The sequence below is a fragment of the Streptomyces sp. GQ60 genome (assembly GCF_059758875.1).
Genome location: NZ_JCAXEG010000005.1, coordinates 503,452 through 521,859, shown reverse-complemented (window position 1 = coordinate 521,859; position 18,408 = coordinate 503,452). Strand labels below are relative to the sequence as shown.

General features: G+C 74.1%; 15 protein-coding genes and 1 riboswitch. Of the genes, 8 read left to right on the top strand and 7 right to left on the bottom strand.

Features of this window, described 5'->3' with window-relative positions; genetic code table 11:
• Nucleotides 1–30: 30 nt before the first annotated feature.
• The gene (locus AC6CKD_RS16370; RefSeq protein WP_498328061.1) at nucleotides 31–408 is read right to left on the bottom strand and encodes a VOC family protein; all 378 of its coding nucleotides are present in this window, start codon (nucleotides 406–408) and stop codon (nucleotides 31–33) included.
• 200 nt (nucleotides 409–608) lie between these two features.
• Here AC6CKD_RS16370 and AC6CKD_RS16365 point away from each other — a divergent pair, with 200 nt between their 5' ends.
• From AC6CKD_RS16365 to AC6CKD_RS16355, 3 genes are all read left to right on the top strand, one after another.
• Nucleotides 609–1,388: a heavy metal-binding domain-containing protein gene (locus AC6CKD_RS16365; protein ID WP_498328060.1), complete on the top strand. Its 780-nt coding sequence runs from the start codon at nucleotides 609–611 to the stop codon at nucleotides 1,386–1,388.
• A 25-nt stretch (nucleotides 1,389–1,413) separates the two neighbouring features.
• Nucleotides 1,414–2,262 (top strand): heavy metal-binding domain-containing protein, encoded by an 849-nt coding sequence (locus AC6CKD_RS16360; protein WP_498328059.1) that lies wholly within the window; start codon nucleotides 1,414–1,416, stop codon nucleotides 2,260–2,262.
• 64 nt (nucleotides 2,263–2,326) lie between these two features.
• Nucleotides 2,327–2,749 carry a hypothetical protein gene (locus AC6CKD_RS16355; RefSeq protein ID WP_498328058.1) on the top strand — a complete coding sequence of 141 codons (423 nt, stop codon included), beginning with the start codon at nucleotides 2,327–2,329 and terminating at the stop codon, nucleotides 2,747–2,749.
• On the opposite strand, the gene AC6CKD_RS16350 is transcribed toward AC6CKD_RS16355, so the two are convergent.
• From AC6CKD_RS16350 to AC6CKD_RS16340, 3 genes are all read right to left on the bottom strand, one after another.
• The gene (locus tag AC6CKD_RS16350) at nucleotides 2,707–4,167 is read right to left on the bottom strand and encodes an FAD-dependent oxidoreductase (RefSeq protein WP_498328056.1); all 1,461 of its coding nucleotides are present in this window, start codon (nucleotides 4,165–4,167) and stop codon (nucleotides 2,707–2,709) included. The genes AC6CKD_RS16355 and AC6CKD_RS16350 overlap by 43 nt on opposite strands.
• Nucleotides 4,168–4,294: 127 nt before the next feature.
• Nucleotides 4,295–5,887 (bottom strand): esterase/lipase family protein, encoded by a 1,593-nt coding sequence (locus AC6CKD_RS16345; RefSeq protein WP_498328054.1) that lies wholly within the window; start codon nucleotides 5,885–5,887, stop codon nucleotides 4,295–4,297.
• A gap of 78 nt (nucleotides 5,888–5,965) precedes the next feature.
• A complete protein-coding gene (locus AC6CKD_RS16340; protein ID WP_498328053.1) occupies nucleotides 5,966–6,922 on the bottom strand; it encodes an oxidoreductase in 957 nt (318 codons plus the stop codon).
• Between the two features lie 345 nt (nucleotides 6,923–7,267).
• Between AC6CKD_RS16340 and cbiE the strand changes: the two genes are divergently transcribed.
• From cbiE to AC6CKD_RS16320, 4 genes are all read left to right on the top strand, one after another.
• Nucleotides 7,268–8,575 carry a precorrin-6y C5,15-methyltransferase (decarboxylating) subunit CbiE gene (gene cbiE / locus AC6CKD_RS16335; protein WP_498328052.1) on the top strand — a complete coding sequence of 436 codons (1,308 nt, stop codon included), beginning with the start codon at nucleotides 7,268–7,270 and terminating at the stop codon, nucleotides 8,573–8,575.
• Complete coding sequence (gene cobM / locus AC6CKD_RS16330; RefSeq protein WP_498328051.1) at nucleotides 8,572–9,321, top strand: precorrin-4 C(11)-methyltransferase; 750 nt, start codon at nucleotides 8,572–8,574, stop codon at nucleotides 9,319–9,321. Before cbiE ends, cobM begins: the two co-directional genes overlap by 4 nt.
• Complete coding sequence (locus AC6CKD_RS16325; protein WP_498328050.1) at nucleotides 9,311–10,087, top strand: cobalt-precorrin-6A reductase; 777 nt, start codon at nucleotides 9,311–9,313, stop codon at nucleotides 10,085–10,087. Before cobM ends, AC6CKD_RS16325 begins: the two co-directional genes overlap by 11 nt.
• Nucleotides 10,088–10,252: 165 nt before the next feature.
• A complete protein-coding gene (locus AC6CKD_RS16320; RefSeq protein ID WP_498328049.1) occupies nucleotides 10,253–10,609 on the top strand; it encodes a hypothetical protein in 357 nt (118 codons plus the stop codon).
• Nucleotides 10,610–10,695: 86 nt separating this feature from the next.
• Here the strand turns inward: AC6CKD_RS16320 and AC6CKD_RS16315 are convergent, their stop codons facing one another.
• The 3 genes from AC6CKD_RS16315 to cobG are packed head-to-tail and all read right to left on the bottom strand — an operon-like array spanning nucleotide 10,696 to nucleotide 14,185.
• Nucleotides 10,696–12,204, bottom strand: a complete 1,509-nt coding sequence (locus AC6CKD_RS16315) for a precorrin-2 C(20)-methyltransferase (RefSeq protein ID WP_498328048.1) — start codon at nucleotides 12,202–12,204, stop codon at nucleotides 10,696–10,698.
• Entirely contained in the window at nucleotides 12,201–12,833 is a 633-nt protein-coding gene (locus AC6CKD_RS16310) for a precorrin-8X methylmutase (protein ID WP_498328144.1), read from the bottom strand. Before AC6CKD_RS16310 ends, AC6CKD_RS16315 begins: the two co-directional genes overlap by 4 nt.
• Nucleotides 12,834–12,844: 11 nt before the next feature.
• On the bottom strand, nucleotides 12,845–14,185 hold the full coding sequence (cobG, locus tag AC6CKD_RS16305; protein WP_498328047.1) for a precorrin-3B synthase: 1,341 nt from the start codon (nucleotides 14,183–14,185) through the stop codon (nucleotides 12,845–12,847).
• A gap of 413 nt (nucleotides 14,186–14,598) precedes the next feature.
• Nucleotides 14,599–14,701, top strand: a riboswitch (cobalamin riboswitch).
• A gap of 53 nt (nucleotides 14,702–14,754) precedes the next feature.
• On the opposite strand from cobG, the gene cobN reads away from it, so the two are divergent.
• Nucleotides 14,755–18,381 (top strand): cobaltochelatase subunit CobN, encoded by a 3,627-nt coding sequence (gene cobN, locus AC6CKD_RS16300; RefSeq protein ID WP_498328046.1) that lies wholly within the window; start codon nucleotides 14,755–14,757, stop codon nucleotides 18,379–18,381.
• The last annotated feature ends 27 nt before the right edge of the window (nucleotides 18,382–18,408 follow it).

Genomic DNA, 18,408 nt, shown 5'->3' with positions numbered 1-18,408 from the left:
CCGGGACACGGGGGCGGCGGCGACCGCGGGTCAGTGGCGCACCAGGCAGAAGGGGTGCCCGGCCGGATCGGCGTAGACCCGCCAGCCCTCGCCCGCCCGGTCCCCGTCCAGCAGGGTGGCGCCGCGGGCCAGGACCTCCGCGTGGGCCGGGTCCAGGTCCGCCACGGCGAAGTCCAGGTGGAGCTGCTGCGGCCGGGCCGGGTCCGGCCAGCGGGGCGGCCGGTGGTCCTCGGCGTACTGGAAGGCGAGGACCTGGCCCGCCGGGAGGTGCAGGGTCGCCCACGTCGCGTCGGTCGCCCAGCGCCGGTCCGGACGGTTGACCTCACCGCCGGTCAGGCCCTGGTAGAACGCGGCCAGCGCCCCCGGGTCGGGGCAGTCCAGCACCACGCACTGCATCTCGGCGATCACGGGCCGATCCTAGGCAGTCCGGTGGCCCCCGGGGTGGATGACATACGCTGCCGACGGGGGGGCGCCGTGATCCACATGGCGGCCAAGGGGCGGACGGTACGGGATCAATGGCACACCCAGGAGACACAGGACCGCCGGGGACCCTTGGCGGCGCGACGTCGCGGTCCCGTTCCGGCGGCGGTTGGGACTCGGGCCTGTCGGTGAAGGAGTTCGCGGCGGTCCAGGGCGTCGGGTTCGAGCCGGTCGGACAGGTTCTCGGCACGGCCGTCTTCAACATCGGCTACACCGGCCTCTGGGGCTGCCCGGGCACCTGGTCGGTCACGGACGGCGCGAAGACTCCCTCCTCCGCACGGACCGCCTCCTACTCCCAGTTGACGCGGACCCTGTACACGGGCCGTCGGCTGGCACTCGCCCGGGCGGTGGCCGAGTGCCGCTCGCTCGGTGGCGACGGAGTCGTCGCGGTGAAACTGCGGGTCGAGGACTTCACCGCGGAGACCGTGGAGTTCACGGCTCTCGGCACCGCGGTCCGGGCCCACTCCCGCGTCCGCCCGCGCGAGCCCTTCACCTCGCACCTCGACGGGCAGGACTTCGCCGGGCTCGTGCGCTCCGGATGGATTCCCACCGCACTGGCCTTCGGCATCGCCCTCGACACCCGCCACGACGACTGGCGCGCCTCGTGCCCGACCCGCTGGGCCGCCGGGAACCAGGAGGTCGACGGGTACACCCAACTGGTCGGCCACGTCCGCCGGAAGGCCCTCGAACACCTTGCCGACAACGCCGCAGGGCACGGCGGTGACGGGGTGCTGGTGGACGACATCGCACTCCGGCTGCGCGAGAACGAGTGCCCCTCCCTCGGGTACGGGCGCGACTTCGTGGCGGAGGCGTCCCTCGTCGGCACCGCCGTCGCCCGGTTCGGCCGCTCCGAGCGGCCCGCCGGACAGGGACCACTGACCATCATGCGACTGGAACGCGAGCACTGAGATGACCGAGGGAACGGGGCGGACAGTGGCAGGGCAGGGACAGGGGCAGGGACTGGGACTGGGACAGGGGATAGCGCAGGACGCGATGCGGCGACTGGCGCAGCTCCGGCCTGGGGAGAAGGGCTCGCTCTTCACCTCGGACCTGTCGGTGAACGAGTTCCTGCTGGTGCGCGAGGTGGGCTTCCGCCCCCTCGGCCTGGTCCTGGGCTCCTCCGTCTACCACGTCGGCGTACAGATAGGCCGGTGGACGAAGAACCAGGAACTGACGAAGCTGTCGCAGGCCATGTACGAGGCGCGCGAGTTGGCGATGAGCCGGATGCAGGCCGAGGCGAGCGCTCTGGGGGCGGACGGGATCGTGGGGGTGCGCCTCGACATCGAGTTCAAGGAATTCGGCTCGGACATCGCCGAGTTCATCGCCGTCGGTACTGCCGTGAAGGCGGACGGCGCCGACCCGGGTCCGGGTGGGGCCTGGCTCAACAACAAGGGCAAGCCCTTCACCTCGGACCTGTCCGGCCAGGACTTCTGGACCCTGATCCGCGCCGGGTACGCCCCGCTCGACATGGTCATGGGGGCGTGCGTCTACCACGTGGCGCACCAGCGCTTCACCCAGGCGCTGTCCACCGCCGGCCGCAACGTCGAGATCGAGCCGTTCACCCAGGCCCTCTACGAGGCACGCGGGTTGGCGATGACCCGGATGCGGGCCGAGGCGACGGCCCTGGGGGCCGAGGGGATCGTGGCGGTCCAGTTGAGGCAGCACTCCCACAGCTGGGGTTCGCACACGACCGAGTTCTTCGCCATCGGGACCGCGGTGCGCCCGCTGCGCGCCGACCACGTCATCGACCGGCCGACCATGGTGCTGGGCCTCGATGACTGAACTGCCCGAGGTACCGGAGGTTTCCCGGCCCCCCAAGGCCCCTGCGGTGCCCGAGATGCCTGAGATGTCCGAGACGGACGTCGCGTTGCTGGCCGCGGCGCTGCGCACGGACCAGGCGGGCCTGAGCCTCCACGTCGGAGTGCTGGCGGCGGACCTGGCGCAATCGCTGCCGCCCGACGTCGTGCGGGTCGACCGCAGGCGTTCGGTCGCGGACCGCCTGGCCGGGCGCGAGGGCACGGTCACCGCACTGGACGTCGCACTCGGCGAGCAACGGCTGTCACTGCGGACGGATCGGGGCCGGGTGAGCGGTGAGATCTGCCACGAGGTACGGGGCGTTGTGCTCTCCCGCCGCCAGGTGGGCCTGGACGAGTGGATCGAGGCCCTGGCCCGGTCCCTGGCCGACGCCGCGGCCTCCAGCGCCCGTGCCCACGAGGCGGTCGAGCGCTATCTGACCCGCCCCACCGGCGCGCCGTGGTGGGTCGGGTAGGCGGTGGTGTGGGGGTTCGCCGGGAGCCGCCGCTTGGACAGGACGCGGAGGACGGTGACGGGGTCCAGGAGCGTGCCCGGCGGGCTGGTCAGCGACAGCACCCCGAAGAAGCGGGAGGCGATCGCCTGGTCGGTGTTGGCCCCCGCCATCACCCGGGACATGTAGCGCTGAAGGATCCGCGTGGCCCGGTCCGGCGGCGGCCCCTCCGTCACCGGGTACCGCATGTCCTCGCTGGTGGCGATCTGCCAGGGCACCGCGGCAGCCGCGAGGGTCCGGCGCTGGATCCGGCGGGAGCCCGCGGCGATCTGCTCCGGGTTCAGGGTGCGGATCTCCTTGGCCAGGGCCTCCGCGGCGAGCGCGGCGACCGTCATGCCGTGCCCGTACACGGGGTTGACCCGGCAGGCGGCGTCCCCGAGGACCAGGAACCCGGCCGGCCAGCGCTCCAGGCGCTCGTAGTGCCGCCATTCGTTCATCGTGTTGCGGAAGGCGGTGGGGGCGGACAGCGGGACCGCGTCCCGGATGGCGTCGTACAGGGCCGGACTGCGCAGGCTCCGGGCGAACGGGAGGAACTCCTCCTCCCGTACGGGCGGGGCGTGTTCACCGTTGCCCACGAGGGTCACCAGCCAGCGGTTGCCGTCCAGCGGCATCAGCACCCCACCGCGGGGAAGCTCGGGCCTGCCCTGGACGTACATGCCCTGCCAGCGCCGACCAGGGTCGTCCGGAATCTCGAAGTACCGGCTGGTGTAGCCGAGATGGGAGTCGTAGCGGGTCACCGCCGGAACCGGGTGGCCGAGCGCCGTGAGCCAGGCCGGGGCCTTGGAGGCGCGGCCGGTGGCGTCGACGACGAGGCCTGCGGCCAGCCGCTCGCCGCCGCGCAGTTCCACGCCGGTCACCGTACGGCCGTCCGGCCCGGCCACCAGCCCGGTGGCGGTCGCACCGGCGCGGACCCGGACGCGTGCGTTGCGGAGCACTTCCCCGCGCACCGTCGAGTCGAGCAGCTCCCGGCTAGCCAGCAGCACTCTGGCTCCGGACACCGGCCCGAACCAGTCGGCCGGGCTGAGCCAGAGGAAGTCGCGCGGCGAGTCGAAGAGGCCCGCCCCCGCCGCCACCAGCTTGTCGGTGATGCCCGGCAGCATCAGCTCGATCAGCTCCACACCCCGCGACCAGAGGATGTGCGCGTGCCGGGACTGGGGTATCCCGGCCCGGAACACCGGTTCGCCCAGTGGCAGTTCGTCCCGCTCGATCAGGGTGACCCGGGAGAACCGCATCGCGAGCACCCGCGCGGCCAGCAGCCCGGCCATGCCCGCGCCGAGGACCACGGCGTGGTCCTCTGCACGGTCCTCGGCGTGCGGTCCGGCCTGCGAATCGGCCTGCGGGCCGGTGGTACGTATGTGGTTGTCCGTTGCGTCGTCGTCCATGCCGCCCAGTGTGACGGCATGCGGGGCAGCCTGGTCAGGGCCGGGCCGGGCGGACGGAGGCTCGACGGGGGCGGACGGGCTCATACCGGGGCGCGCCGGTCGGACGCCCCGGCGGGACGCCGCCGGATCAGGGGCACAGGACGGTCCAGGTGACCCGCACGTGCCCTCCGTCGTCCCCGCGGAACTCGCTGGTGCGAGTACCCGGCCGATCGGTGTACGGATCCCAGGCCACCGTGCCCCGGGCGACCAGGTCGTCCGCCGAGGAGGCGTCGTAGTCCCACAGGAGTACGCCGATCTCGAACGGGCCGGGCCCGTACGAGCTCCCCGAGCCCACGCGCTGGTAGAAGTACGGGTCGGGGTCGGTGCGGTCGCCCTGGTTGGGGAAGGTCGACGGGTCCGAGCCGGACCGCGACCACACGGCGGTGCGCGCACCGTCGCCGGTCCGGACCGCGATGTCCCCGTAGAGCGCGGGACGGGTCGTGCCGTCGTCGAAGTAGGTCAGCTCCGCCTGGTCCACCCGGATCCGGCAGGCGGGAACACCCTGCACCGGAGTGACGGTGTAGGTGACGGAGGCCTCGCCCCCGTCCACACCGGCCATCTTGGCCGTGAACCGGCCGAAGCCCAGGGCCGGATCCCAGTGGACGCGGCCGGCTGCCATCACGTCGTCGTGGTTCCCGGCGCTGTAGTCGGCGTCGACGAGGTAGGCGGTGACGGTGGCCCCGCCGCTGAAGACCTGACTCCTGCTGGAGTCGTCGAGCCCGAACCACGGGTCGTGGTCGGGGAAGGCGGTGGCGCCGGTCCGGTCTCGGTGCCAGAGGGAGCGGGCGGTCCCGTCGGTGGTCAGGACGAGCCCGTCGTAGAGCTCGGGCCCGCTCTCGCCGCTGGAGGTGAACCGCGCCGAGTCGACGGTGATCCGGAACGGCCCTGTCTTCAGCTCCACTTCACTGACGGGATCCTTGGAAAACTCGGCGATGATCTGCCACCGCACCCAGTCGTTTCCGAGCAGCCCGTAGTGCGAGGGGCAGCCGCTGTCGCCCACCGGCAGGACGTGGTTGACGGCGCCGGCCAGCTCGGTGGAGCGCGGGGCCCGGCTGTCGCCGGGCGGGATCTGCTGGTCGCAGGTGGAGCTGAAGGTGGTGTAGCGGGTGGCGCCCGGGGTTTCGTCGCCCGCGTTGAGGGAGTTCAGGAAGGCGCTGCCGGGGGACATGTCGGCGAGCGAGGCCGCGTGGATGTCGCAGAAGGTGGCGAAGGGTCCGCAGGGCGCGGCGTCCCCCGCGCCGTGGTTGGGCCCGCCGAGCGAGACCCAGGCACGCACCCGGGAACTCCCGCCGTCCTTGAGGTACTTGCGGGTCAGCAGCGAGCCCATGCTGTGGGCGATCACATTGACGGGGCGGCTGCCGAACCGTTCGGTGAGGAAGGCGCCGAAGCGGGCGGCGTTGGAGTCGTTGGTGGCGGCCCAGTCGTAGCCGAATTCGGCGAGGTCGCCGGCGAGCCACCCCTGAGCGTGCAGGTGGTCCTCCAGCCCGTCGAGGGAGGCCGCGGTGTCCCCGAACCCGTGAACGAGAACGACGGGCGTACGCCGCTCCGCGCGGTCGGCGCTCCCGGCGGCCCGTGCCGTCGGTGCGGCGAGCAGAGCGGCTACCAGCCCAGCGGCGAGGGCCGCGGCGAGGGCGACGAGCATCGGGAACAGCAGGGGCACGGGCAGGGCGGATCTGCGCATGGCTCTCCCAGGGGGATGCGGCGTGATGCGACGCGACAGCTGAAGTGACTGGCGAGTAGCAAGTTAGCCCTCGGGGATTCAGCGCGATAGAGACGCGTACGAGACTCCGGTGAGCTTTTCGGAGGCGCCCCAGAGCCGTTCGCCGGACTTGTCGTCCAGGGTCCATTTCGCCCGCCGGGAACGGACGGGCGCGCCGCGCCAGCCGAGCCGCGGCCCGATGAAATCGTCGGGCCGGACTCCAGGTGCGGTGGCCGCGTACAGGGTGGGCAGCGCGCCGGAGGCGGCGGACTGCGCGATGACGGTGGTGCCGATCGCATGTCCGACGGCGGTGGCGGCCGCGGTGAACCGCGAGGTGAAGGTGGCCCCCGCCTGCGGGGTCGCCCCCACGTGCAAATTGGTGGCGGCGTAGCCGGGGTGGGCGGCGGCCGCGACGACCCCGGATCCGGCGGCCGCAAGGCGGCGGGCGAGCTCGTGGGTGAAGAGCAGGTTCGCACTCTTGGAGCGGCCGTACGCGATCCAACGGCGGTAATCGCGCAGGCTGTTCAGGTCGTCGTGTACGACGTCCCCGAGGGCGTGGAAGCCACTGGAGAGGTTGACGATCCGGGCCCCGGGCGGGGCGTCGAGGAGCCGGGGCAGCAGGAGTCCGGTGAGGGCGAAGTGGCCGAGGTGGTTGACCCCGAACTGCGTCTCGAAGCCGTCGGCGGTCTGCCCGTACGGCAGCGCCATCACGCCGGCGTTGTTGACGAGGAGGTCGAGGGTGCCGCTCCGCCGCCCGTACGCCGCCGCGAACTCCCGTACGGAGGCCAGATCGGCGAGGTCCAGTGGCATGAACTCCACCTCCGCACCCGGCACTTCACCCCGCAACGCAACCTCGGCGGCTCGCCCCCGGGCTGCGCTCCGGCAGGCGAGCACCACCGAGGCGCCACGGCGCGCGAGCTCCCTGGCGGCGGCGTAGCCGATCCCGCTGTTGCCTCCGGTGACGATGGCCGCACGCCCGCTCTGATCCGGCATCCGGCTAGCCTTCCAGCCCGCCATGGCAGCTCCTCCCGTCCCGGCGGCCCCCACGGCCCACCGGCCCCCGCACCCTACTCCGGTACGGATATGCGCAACCGCTGCGCGAGGCGTGCCTCAAACGCCGACGGGACTGGACGTGGCCAACGTCGGCTCGCAGCTCACCTGGCGGGCCCGCCCGGCCCGGGCCGAACCCGGCCGATCCAGCCCCGCCGGCGTTTGAGGCGCGGGGGACCGGGGGCTGGCCCACGGCAACGGCGCGGGCGGCACAAGGGGCGGGCCCCGGCCCCGGGGCCCGCCCGCCAGGGCCCCGGGCAGGGCCCAGTAGGCTGCGGGTCCACCCGCTTCCCGTACCCCGAGGTCCACCCAGTGAGCTCCGCACCGCCCCCCCTGCCCGTATCGGTCGTCGGCCTCGGCGCCGACGGCTGGGACGGGCTGACCGCCCCCGCCCGGGCCGCGCTGGCCGGGGCCGAGGTGCTGATCGGCGGGCCCCGGCAGCTCGACCTGCTCCCGCTCGGCGAATGCGGCGGCGCCCGGGTCGCGTGGCCCAGCCCGCTGCGCCCCGCCGTGCCGAAGCTGATGGCGGAGCACGCGGGCCGCCGCATCGCGGTGCTGGCCAGCGGCGACCCGATGTTCTACGGGATCGGCCGCGCCCTGTCCGAGGAGCTCGGCCCCGGCGCCCTGCACGTCCTGCCGCACCCCTCCTCCGTCTCCTACGCCTGCGCCCGCCTCGGCTGGCCGGTGGAGGACACCGAGGTGGTCACCGTGGTCGGCCGCCCGGTGGCCCGGCTCGCGGCCGCGCTGTACGAGGGCCGGCGCGTACTGGTGCTGAGCGCCGGAGCACCGACCCCGAACGAGATCGCCGCTCTCCTTCGGGAGCGGGGCTTCGGCCCGAGCCGGATGCGGGTGCTGGAACAGCTCGGCTCCGAGCACGAGGACGCGTACGAGGGCCTCGCCCAGAGCTGGGAACACCCGCCCGGCGACCCCCTCAACGTGATCGCCGTCGACTGCCGCCGCGACCCCCGCGCCGAGGCCCCCCGGCTCGGCGCGACCCCCGGCCTGCCCGACACCGCCTACGAGCACGACGGCCAGCTCACCAAGCGCCACGTCCGCGCCGCCACCCTGTGCGCCCTCGCCCCCGCCCCCGGCGAACTGCTGTGGGACATCGGCGGCGGCTCCGGCTCCATCGGCATCGAGTGGATGCGCGCGCACCCCTCCTGCCGGGCGGTGACCGTGGAGCGGGTGACGGAGCGGGCCGCGCGGATCACCCGTAACGCGGCCGCGCTCGGCGTGCCCGGCCTGCGCGTGGTCACCGGCTCCGCGCCCGACGCGCTCGCCGGGCTGCCCGTCCCCGACGCGGTGTTCATCGGCGGCGGCCTGACCGCTCCGGGCCTGCTCGACGCGGCCTGGGAGGCGCTGGCCCCCGGCGGCCGGCTCGTGGTCAACACCGTCACCCTGGAGTCGGAGGCGGTCCTCACCGACCGCTACCGCCGCCACGGCGGGGAACTGGTCAAACTGGCCGTCGCGCACGCCGTACCGGTCGGCGGTTTCACGGGCTGGCGCCAGGCGATGCCCGTCACCCAGTGGACGGTCACCAAGCCGTACCCGTCCCACCCGCCCTACCAGCCCGACCAGACCGACCAGCCCGATCCCGAAATGGTGGACCAGACGATATGACCGTGTACTTCATCGGTGCGGGCCCCGGCGCCGCCGACCTGATCACGGTGCGCGGCGCCCGGACGCTGGCCGCCGCCCCCGTCTGCCTGTACGCGGGCAGCCTGGTCCCCCGCGAACTGCTCGCCGAATGCCCGGCGGACGCCCGCCTGATCGACACCGCACTGCTGAACCTGGACGAGATCGTCGAGGAGTGCGTACGCGCACACGCGGCGGGCCAGGACGTGGCCCGGCTCCACTCCGGCGACCCCTCCGTCTTCAGCGCCGTCGCGGAGCAGATGCGGCGGCTCGACGCGGCCGGCATCCCCTACGAAGTGGTCCCCGGCGTCCCCGCCTTCGCCGCGGCGGCCGCCGCGCTGAAGCGGGAGCTGACCGTCCCCACCGTCGGCCAGACCGTGATCCTGACCCGGATCTCCCAGCAGGCCACGCCGATGCCGCCCGGCGAGGACCTCGCCACGCTGGGCCGCAGCGGGGCACTGCTGGTGCTGCACCTGGCCACCCGCTACGTCGACCGGGTCGTGGACGAACTCCTGCCGCACTACGGGGCCGAGTGCCCGGCGGCGGTGGTCGCGATGGCCAGCCGCCCCGACGAGCTGATCCTGCGCGGGACGCTGGCCGACATCGCCGCCCAGGTGAAGGAGGCCGGGCTGGTCCGCACGGCCGTCATCCTGGTGGGCCGCACCCTGGGCGCCGAGCAGTTCCGCGACAGCCACCTGTACTCCGCCGAGCGCGACCGGCATGTCTGCTGATCCGGCCGGTCCGGGTCCGCACGTCCTGATCCTCGGCGGCACCACGGAGGCCCGCCGCCTCGCGGAGGCGCTGGCCGCCGCCCCGGGCTCCCCCCGGGTGACCACCTCGCTGGCCGGCCGGGTCGCGTCCCCGGTGCTCCCGCCCGGCGAGACCCGGATCGGCGGCTTCGGCGGTCCCGACGGGCTGGCGGCCTGGATGGCCGCCCACGGGGTCACTCACCTGGTCGACGCCACGCATCCCTTCGCGGAGCGGATGAGCTTCAACGCGGCCGGGGCCGCGGCCCGTTCGGGCGTACCCCTCCTCGCCCTGCGCCGCCCCGGCTGGACGCCGGGCGCCGGGGACGACTGGCACTTCGCGGACTCCCTCACCGAGGCGGCCACGCTGCTCCCCGGGCTCGGCACCCGCGCCTTCCTGACCACCGGCCGGATGGGCCTGCACAGCTTCGCGCACCTCACCGAGGCCTGGTTCCTGGTGCGTTCGGTGGACCCCCCGGCCGCCCCCGCGCCGCCGCGCCTCGAAGTGCTGCTCGCCCGCGGCCCGTTCACCCTCGCCGACGAGCGGGAGCTGCTCGCCCGCCATCGCATCGACGTACTGGTCACCAAGGACAGCGGCGGATCCGCCACCGCCCCCAAGCTCGCGGCCGCCCGCGAGGCCGGCATCCCGGTCCTGGTCGTCCGCCGCCCTCCGGTACCGGAGGGCGTCCCCCGGACCGGCTCGGTCGACGAGGTCCGGACCTGGCTGTCCGGCCGAGGGCTCGGAGCCTAGGGCTGAGGGCCGAGGCCTGAGGACCGAGGATCCCCGATCCCGACCCCGCCGCCGCCGAGCTCGCCACGCCGAGGGATCGCGGAGGATCGATTCGCCGCCCGGAGCCCTCCTAGGGTCGTGCCCGCACTGACCGACCCGCCCCCACGGAAGGGGATCCACTCCCTCATGAAGCTCCGCACCACCGCCGCCGCTGCCACGGCGGCCTTCGCCCTGGTCCTGTCGCTGCCCGGTTCGGCCCTCGCCGCCGAAGGCCACTTCCACTACAAGTACGTCGACGGATACGCGCAGGAGCAGCACGTCACCCTGCACGACCCGCACAGCGGCAAGTGCGTCAACCTCCACGCCGTCAGCGACGACGACGAGCAGCCCGGCTACGGCCCGCACAACGACACGGACTCCGCCGTGGTCGTCTACGCCGGAGCCAACTGCGAGGGCCCGGAGTGGAAGCTGCGCGCGCACGGCAACCCGGCGCGCGACGACCTCCTGGTCCGCTCCGTGCGCTTCGAGGTCAAGCCCGGCTAGCGGGCCGAACCCCCGGAAGCCGGAGAGGCCCGGGGCGGCCAACCGCCCCGGGCCTCACACCGGTTCACCAGAACCACCGGCAGGGGTCACCCGTACCGGCGCGGCGTCCAGGTCACCCGCGACCCGTCGGGGCGCTCGGTCACCTGCGTCTGCGAGGAGCCGATCAGCAGGATCGTCCGCATGTCCACCTCGGACGGCTCCAGTTCGGCCAGCGTGACGATCCGGACCGACTGCTCCGGCCCGCCCACGTCGCGCGCGACGACCACCGGTGTCTGCGGCGCGCGCAGCTCCAGGAGGAGTTCGCGGGCCTGCGCCACCTGCCAGGTCCGGCTGCGCGAGCCCGGGTTGTACAGCGCCAGTACGAGATCGGCCGCGGCGGCCGCGCGCAACCGCTCCGCGATGACCTCCCACGGCTTGAGCCGGTCGGAGAGGGAGATCGTGGCGTAGTCGTGGCCGAGCGGCGCACCGGCCGCGGCTGCCGCCGCGTTGGCGGCCGTCACCCCGGGCAGCACCCGTACGGGCACGTCCTCGTACTCGGGCTGCCCCGCGACCTCCAGGACGGCCGTGGCCATGGCGAAGACCCCGGGGTCGCCGCCGGAGACCACGGCCACCCGCTTGCCGCGCCGTGCGAGGTCGAGGGCGAACTCGGCGCGCTCCGACTCGACCTTGTTGTCCGAGCCGTGCCGGATCTGGCCCGGCTTGACCGGGACCCGGTCCAGGTAGGTCGTGTACCCGACCAGCACCTCGGCGTCGGCCAGCACCCGCCGCGTCTCGGCGGTGAGCCACAGCGGCCCGGCCGGTCCGGTGCCGACGACGGCGACCTCTCCGGGCCCGGACGGCACGCTGCCGGGGTTCCCGATCCGGCTGGGCACCACGGCGACGGCGAAGTAGGGGACGGAGTCGGGGTCGGTGTCGGCGAGGACGCCCGTCCGCTCTCCCGCCATCGTCGCGCGCTCCACGTAGCGCGCCTCGGCGAGCCGACCGCTGTTCTCCATGGCCCGCCGTATGGCGGGGAAGGTGCGGCCGAGCTTCATCACGACCGCCGAGTCGGTGGCGGCGAGGCGGGCCGTGAGCTCCTCCTCGGAGAGGGTGCCGGGCAGGATCGTCAGCACCTCCTCGCCCTCGACGAGCGGGGTGCCGAGCCGTGCGGCCGCGGCGCTCACCGAGGTCACGCCGGGGATCACCTCGGTTTCGTACCGGTCGGAGAGCCGCTTGTGCATGTGCATGTACGAGCTGTAGAAGAGCGGGTCGCCCTCCGCGAGGACGGCGACGGTGCGGCCGGCGTCCAGGTGGACGGCGAGCCGGGCGGCGGAGACCTCGTAGAACTCCTCCATCGCGCCCTGGTAGCCGCCGGGGTGGTCGGTGGTCTCGGTGGTGACCGGATAGACCAGCGGCTCCTCGATGTGGTCGGAGCGCAGGTGCTTCGCGGCGATGGAGCGGGCGATGGAGCGGCCGTGGCGGGCGGAGTGGTACGCGACCACGTCGGCCTCCGCGATCACCTCGACGGCGCGCAGCGTCATCAGCGAGGGGTCGCCGGGCCCGAGCCCCACTCCGTAAAGGCGTCCCGGAGCGGTGCGGTCGGCGGCGGCGCTCATTCGGCCACGCTCGCGATGGCGTTGACGGCGGCCGCGGCCATGGCACTGCCGCCGCGCCGGCCCCGGACGATCAAGTGGTCGAGCCCGGAGGCGTGTTCGGCGAGGGCGTCCTTGGACTCGGCCGCGCCGATGAATCCGACGGGGACCCCGATGACCGCGGCGGGGCGCGGGGCGCCCTCCTCGATCATCTCCAGCAGCCGGAAGAGCGCGGTCGGCGCGTTCCCGACGGCGATCACCGCTCCCTCCAACAGGCCGCGGTCCCGCCAGACTTCGAGGGCGGCGGCGCTGCGCGTCGTACCCATCTTGGCGGCGAGCTCCGGCACGGCAGGGTCGGAGAGGGTGCAGATCACCTGGTTGTCGGCGGGCAGCCGCTTGCGGGTGACCCCGCTGGCGACCATCTGCACGTCGCACAGGATCGGCGCGCCGGCCTCCAGGGCCGCGCGGGCCCGCAGGACGACCTCGGGCGTGTAGCCCAGGTCCCGCGTCAGGTCGGTCATCCCGCAGGCGTGAATCATGCGCACCGCGACCTGGGCGACCGAGGCGGGCAGCCCGGAAAGGTCCGCCTCGGCGCGGATCGTGGCAAAGGACTGGCGGTAGATCTCGGCGCCGTCCTTCTCGTACTCGAACACGGTGTACTCGCTCATTTCTTCACTGCGTCTTCGGACACTCGGGGTTGGCTGCGCGCGTCGGCGACGGCCTGGGCAAGTTCGTTGGGCGGCACGGGGCGTCCGTCGAGCCGGTACCCGTCGGGGGTGGCGACGAGGTCGACCCACGCGGCGCCGCGCGGATGCCCGCACCGGCGCTCGCACCCGGACCAGTGCACGGGCGCACCGGGAGGCCCGGCCGGCGCGTCGGCGGTCCTGTCCACGAGGGGCGCGGCCACGACGGCCCGCGCGTCGGCGCGTACGTCGGACAGCGCCTTGGCGCAACCCGGCCGCCCGGTACAGGCGGTGACGGACTCCCAGGGGCCGTCGGGCGCCACGGACAGGCCGGCGGCCACGAGCTGCGCGTAGCCGTCGACCGGCCGCCGGGTGCTCGCGCGGGGCAGGACGATGCTCCGCCACGGGGTGACGCGCAGTTCACCGTCACCCCCCTCGGCTCCCTCGGCGACGCTCACCAGCACCCGCCACTGGTCCGCGGTGAGCCGGCCGAGCGGGGGAAGCACGCACAGCGCCGTCTGGTCACCGGCGCCGGGGCCCCACGGTTTGGGCGGCGGCGCGTACGGCCAGGCCACCTCGGGAACACGGACCGCCGCGATGCCGGCCGCCCCGAGCCGCACCGCGAACTCCCCGGCGTCCAGGGCGTGTACGGCGGGCAGTTCGGACACCCGCCAGGCGCGGGTGCCGGCGGCGTCCGCGGAGTCGAGGAAGTACTCGGCCGCGAGCAGCGCGGCCCGGGGCGCATCTGGGGCGTCCACCTCCACGGCGTCGCGGGCCGCGCCGAGCCGGACCAGTGCCCGGCCCCGCGGTCCGCCGAACACGGTGACATCGGGGTCGAGCGCGGCGACGTCCCCGCGCCCGTCGTCGACGGCGAACAGGAACCGTCCGGACAGGGCCGCCGCCCGGGCGCTCGCGCACAGCAGCCGGTCCAATTCCCTTACCCAGGGGGTCACATGGGGCCGATCCGCGCCGAAGATCCCGGACAGCGGGGTCGCCACGATGTTCCGTACACGCTCGTGGCCGGGGGCGGGCAGCAGGCCGGCCCCGTCCAGCAGCTCGGCCAGCCCCGCACCGCAGCCTTCGGCGAGCCCGCGCAGCTGCACGTTCCCGCGCGAGGTGAGTTCCAGGTGCCCGTCCCCGAACCGGTCGGCGGCCAGCGCCAGTACCGAGGCCTGCGGGGCGGTCAGCAGGCCCCCCGGGATCCGGACCCGCGCCAGGTACCCGTCATCGGCGGCGTGCAGGCGCAGCGCGCCGGGGCAGGCGTCGCCGCGATCCCGTATGACGGGTTCGTCCCGCGCGGTGGCGGAGGGGGGCGTGGGCATGGCGGCGAGCATACCCACGATTCTGCGCCCACCCCCTGTGTCGATCACCACCCCGAACCAGCCACCCCCGACCGAACCCCACCGCCTCCCGCCCCACCGACACAAGCCGGAATCGCCCTACCGGCGCCCACTCCCCACCCCACCGGCGCGAGCCGAATCGCCCTACCCAGGCCCACCCCCCACCCCACCGGCGCGAGCCGAATCCAGCCCCGCCGGCGTTTGAGGCGCGGGGCCCGGGGCAGAGCCCCGGCAGCGGCGCCGCACCCGACCGCACCCCGGCCCCCGGCCCCCGGCCCCCGGCCCAGCCCACCGGCCCCCGCCCCGACCCCGGAGGGGACCCGCCCCGGACCCGCCCCAAGACCCCCGCACACCAGCCCCCTAAGATGAGTCCAAGGCGGCCAACAGGCCCGCCATCGCCGAGGACGGCGACATGGGAGGAAGCCCGGTGCGAATCCGGCGCGGTCCCGCCACTGTGAATCCGCGCGGCCCCGGCCGCACCGGATGAGTCAGGAACTCCCGCCGTCCTCACTGCCCGGGGCGCGGAAACCCCGAGGAAGGCCTGCCGCCGCATGATCCTGCTGCTGTCGACGTCCGACACCGATCTGCTCAGCGCCCGCGCAGCGAACGCCGGGGACGCTCCCGTCCCGTACCGGTTCGCGAACCCCTCCCGCCTTCCCCTCGACGACCTCCCCGGTCTCCTCGACGGCGTCACCCTGGTCGTCGTACGCCTCCTCGGCGGACTCCGCGCCTGGCAGGACGGCCTCGACCTGCTCCTGGCCCCCGGCCAGACCCGCCCCGTGGTCGTCCTGACCGGCGAACAGGCGCCCGACGCACAGCTGATGGAAGCCTCGACCGTCCCGATCGGCATCGCCGCCGAGGCGCACGGCTACCTCGCCCACGGCGGCCCGGCCAACCTGGACCAGCTCGCCCGCTTCCTCTCCGACACCGTGCTGCTGACCGGCCACGGTTTCGAGCCCCCGGCGGCATCCCCCACCTGGGGCCCGCTGGAGCGCACCCCGCAGCAGGCCCCTCGTCCGGGAGTGCCCCGGATCGCGGTGCTCTACTACCGCGCGCACCAGATGAGCGGCAACACCGCCTTCGTGCACACCCTCTCCGAGGCGATCGAGGCCCACGGCGCCGAGGCGCTCCCCCTCTACGTCTCCTCCCTCCGCTCCCCGGAGCCGGAGCTGATCGAGCGGCTCGCGTCCGCCGACGCGATCGTCACCACCGTCCTGGCGGCCGGCGGCACCAAGCCCGCCACCGCCTCCGCCGGCGGTGACGACGAGTCCTGGGACGCCGGCGCCCTGGCCGCCCTCGGCGTGCCGATCCTGCAGGCGCTGTGCCTGACCGGTTCCCGGTCCGCCTGGGAGGAGAGCGACGAGGGACTGTCCCCCCTCGACGCCGCCACCCAGGTCGCCGTCCCGGAGTTCGACGGCCGCCTGATCACCGTCCCGTTCTCCTTCAAGGAGCTGGACGAGGACGGGCTGCCCGCCTACGTCGCCGACCCCGAGCGGGCCGCCCGCGTGGCCGGAATCGCCGTGCGGCACGCGCGCCTGCGCCACATCGACCGCCGCGACAAGAAGATCGCCCTGGTCCTCTCCGCGTACCCCACCAAGCACTCCCGCATCGGCAACGCGGTCGGCCTCGACACCCCGGCCAGCGCCGTGGAGCTGCTGCGCACGCTCATCGCGGGCGGCTACGACTTCGGCCCCGTCGAGGACGTACCCGGCCTGGTCTCCGGCGACGGCGACGAGCTGATCCGGGCCCTGATCGAGGCCGGCGGCCACGACCAGGACTGGCTCACCGAGGAGCAGCTCGCCCGCAACCCGGTCCGGATCCCGGCGGCCGACTACAAGCGCTGGTTCGCCGAACTCCCGGCCGATCTGCGCGAAAGCGTCGAGCGGCACTGGGGCGAGGCCCCGGGCACCATGTTCGTGGACCGCTCGGCCAACCCCGAGGGCGACATCGTGCTGGCCGCCCTGCGCCGCGCCAACCTCCTCATCCTCATCCAGCCGCCGCGCGGCTTCGGCGAGAACCCGATCGCGATCTACCACGACCCGGACCTGCCGCCCTCGCACCACTACCTGGCCGCGTACCGCTGGATCCAGGCCCGCGCGGAGGACGGCGGTTTCGGCGCCGACGCGATGATCCACCTGGGCAAGCACGGCAACCTGGAGTGGCTGCCGGGCAAGAACGCCGGCCTGTCGGCGTCCTGCGCCCCCGACGCCGCGCTCGGCGACCTGCCCCTCATCTACCCGTTCCTGGTCAACGACCCGGGCGAGGGCACCCAGGCCAAGCGCCGGGTGCACGCCACCCTGGTCGACCACCTGGTGCCGCCGATGGCGCGCGCGGAGTCGTACGGCGACATCGCGCGCCTGGAGCAGCACCTCGACGAGTACGCCCAGATCTCCGCGATGGACCCGGCGAAGCTCCCGGCCATCCGCGCCCAGATCTGGACCCTGATCCAGGCCGCCAAGCTGGACCACGACCTGGGGCTGGAGCAGCGCCCCGACGACGACGGCTTCGACGACTTCCTCCTCCACGTCGACGGCTGGCTGTGCGAGATCAAGGACGCCCAGATCCGCGACGGCCTGCACGTCCTGGGCGGCGCCCCGACCGGCGACGCCCGGGTCAACCTGGTCCTCGCCATCCTGCGCGCCCGCCAGATCTGGGGCGGTACGACGGCCCTGCCCGGCCTGCGCGAGGCGCTCGGCCTCGACGAGTCCGCGGCCACCCGCACCACCGCCGACGAGGCGGAGGAGACGGCCCGCGCGCTGGTCCAGGCGATGGAGGACGCCGACTGGTCACCGGAGGCGGTGGCTTCCGTGGCCGCCGGACACTCGGCGGACGTGGCGGCCGTACTGGACTTCGCGGCCCGCGAGGTCGTCCCGCGGCTGGCCGGCACCACCGACGAGATCACCCACGTGGTCAGCGCCCTGGACGGCGCGTTCGTCCCGGCGGGCCCCTCCGGCTCGCCGCTGCGCGGTCTGGTCAACGTGCTGCCGACCGGCCGCAACTTCTACTCGGTGGACCCCAAGGCCGTCCCCTCCCGGCTCGCGTGGGAGACCGGCCAGGCCCTCGCCGACTCCCTCCTGACCCGCTACCGCACGGACAACGGCGAGTGGCCCGCCTCCGTCGGCCTGTCCCTGTGGGGCACGAGCGCGATGCGCACCTCGGGCGACGACGTGGCCGAGGCCATGGCGCTGCTCGGCGTCCGCCCGGTCTGGGACGAGGCCTCGCGCCGCGTCACCGGCCTGGAGCCGATCCCGCTCGCCGAGCTCGGCCGGCCTCGCATCGACGTGACCCTGCGCATCTCGGGCTTCTTCCGCGACGCGTTCCCGCACGTCATCGGCCTGCTGGACGACGCGGTACGGCTGGCCGCCTCGCTGGAGGAGCCGGCCGAGGACAACTTCGTACGGGCCCACGCGCAGGCCGACCTGGCCGTGCACGGGGACGAGCGGCGGGCCACCACCCGCATCTTCGGCTCGCGCCCGGGCACGTACGGCGCGGGCATCCTGCAGCTGATCGACTCCCGTGACTGGCGCACCGACGCCGACCTCGCGGAGGTCTACACGGTGTGGGGCGGGTACGCGTACGGCCGGGGCCTCGAAGGGCGGGCGGCGCGCGAGGAGATGGAGACCGCCTACAAGCGGATCACGGTCGCGGCGAAGAACACCGACACCCGTGAGCACGACATCGCCGACTCCGACGACTACTTCCAGTACCACGGCGGCATGGTCGCCACCGTCCGCGCCTTGCGCGGCACGGCACCCGAGGCGTACATCGGGGACTCGACCCGGCCCGAAACGGTCAAGACGCGCACGCTGGTCGAGGAGACGTCCCGCGTCTTCCGCGCCCGCGTCGTGAACCCGAAGTGGATCGAGGCGATGCGCCGCCACGGTTACAAGGGGGCCTTCGAGCTGGCGGCGACCGTCGACTACCTCTTCGGTTACGACGCCACGACCGGCGTGGTGGCCGACTGGATGTACGACAAGCTGACCGAGACGTACGTCCTGGACCCGGAGAACCGCGCCTTCCTGGAGGAGGCCAACCCCTGGGCCCTGCACGGGATCGCGGAGCGGCTGCTGGAGGCCGAGTCCCGCGGCATGTGGGAGAAGCCGGACCCGCAGGTCCTGGAGGCACTGCGCCAGGTGTACCTGGACACGGAGGGCAACCTCGAAGGCGAAAGCGACTAACCGGGCACCGGCTGGACCAGACTGAGC

What these genes read in the sequence shown, in the direction of transcription:
- cobG (WP_498328047.1), bottom strand. Translation starts at nt 14,185, where the DNA reads ATGCCCACGCCCCCCTCCGCCACCGCGCGGGACGAACCCGTCATACGG.
- AC6CKD_RS16315 (WP_498328048.1), bottom strand. Translation starts at nt 12,204, where the DNA reads ATGAGCGCCGCCGCCGACCGCACCGCTCCGGGACGCCTTTACGGAGTG.
- AC6CKD_RS16350 (WP_498328056.1), bottom strand. Translation starts at nt 4,167, where the DNA reads ATGGACGACGACGCAACGGACAACCACATACGTACCACCGGCCCGCAG.
- cobN (WP_498328046.1), top strand. Translation starts at nt 14,755, where the DNA reads ATGATCCTGCTGCTGTCGACGTCCGACACCGATCTGCTCAGCGCCCGC.
- AC6CKD_RS16320 (WP_498328049.1), top strand. Translation starts at nt 10,253, where the DNA reads ATGAAGCTCCGCACCACCGCCGCCGCTGCCACGGCGGCCTTCGCCCTG.
- AC6CKD_RS16355 (WP_498328058.1), top strand. Translation starts at nt 2,327, where the DNA reads ATGTCCGAGACGGACGTCGCGTTGCTGGCCGCGGCGCTGCGCACGGAC.
- cobM (WP_498328051.1), top strand. Translation starts at nt 8,572, where the DNA reads ATGACCGTGTACTTCATCGGTGCGGGCCCCGGCGCCGCCGACCTGATC.
- AC6CKD_RS16340 (WP_498328053.1), bottom strand. Translation starts at nt 6,922, where the DNA reads ATGGCGGGCTGGAAGGCTAGCCGGATGCCGGATCAGAGCGGGCGTGCG.
- AC6CKD_RS16325 (WP_498328050.1), top strand. Translation starts at nt 9,311, where the DNA reads ATGTCTGCTGATCCGGCCGGTCCGGGTCCGCACGTCCTGATCCTCGGC.
- AC6CKD_RS16345 (WP_498328054.1), bottom strand. Translation starts at nt 5,887, where the DNA reads ATGCGCAGATCCGCCCTGCCCGTGCCCCTGCTGTTCCCGATGCTCGTC.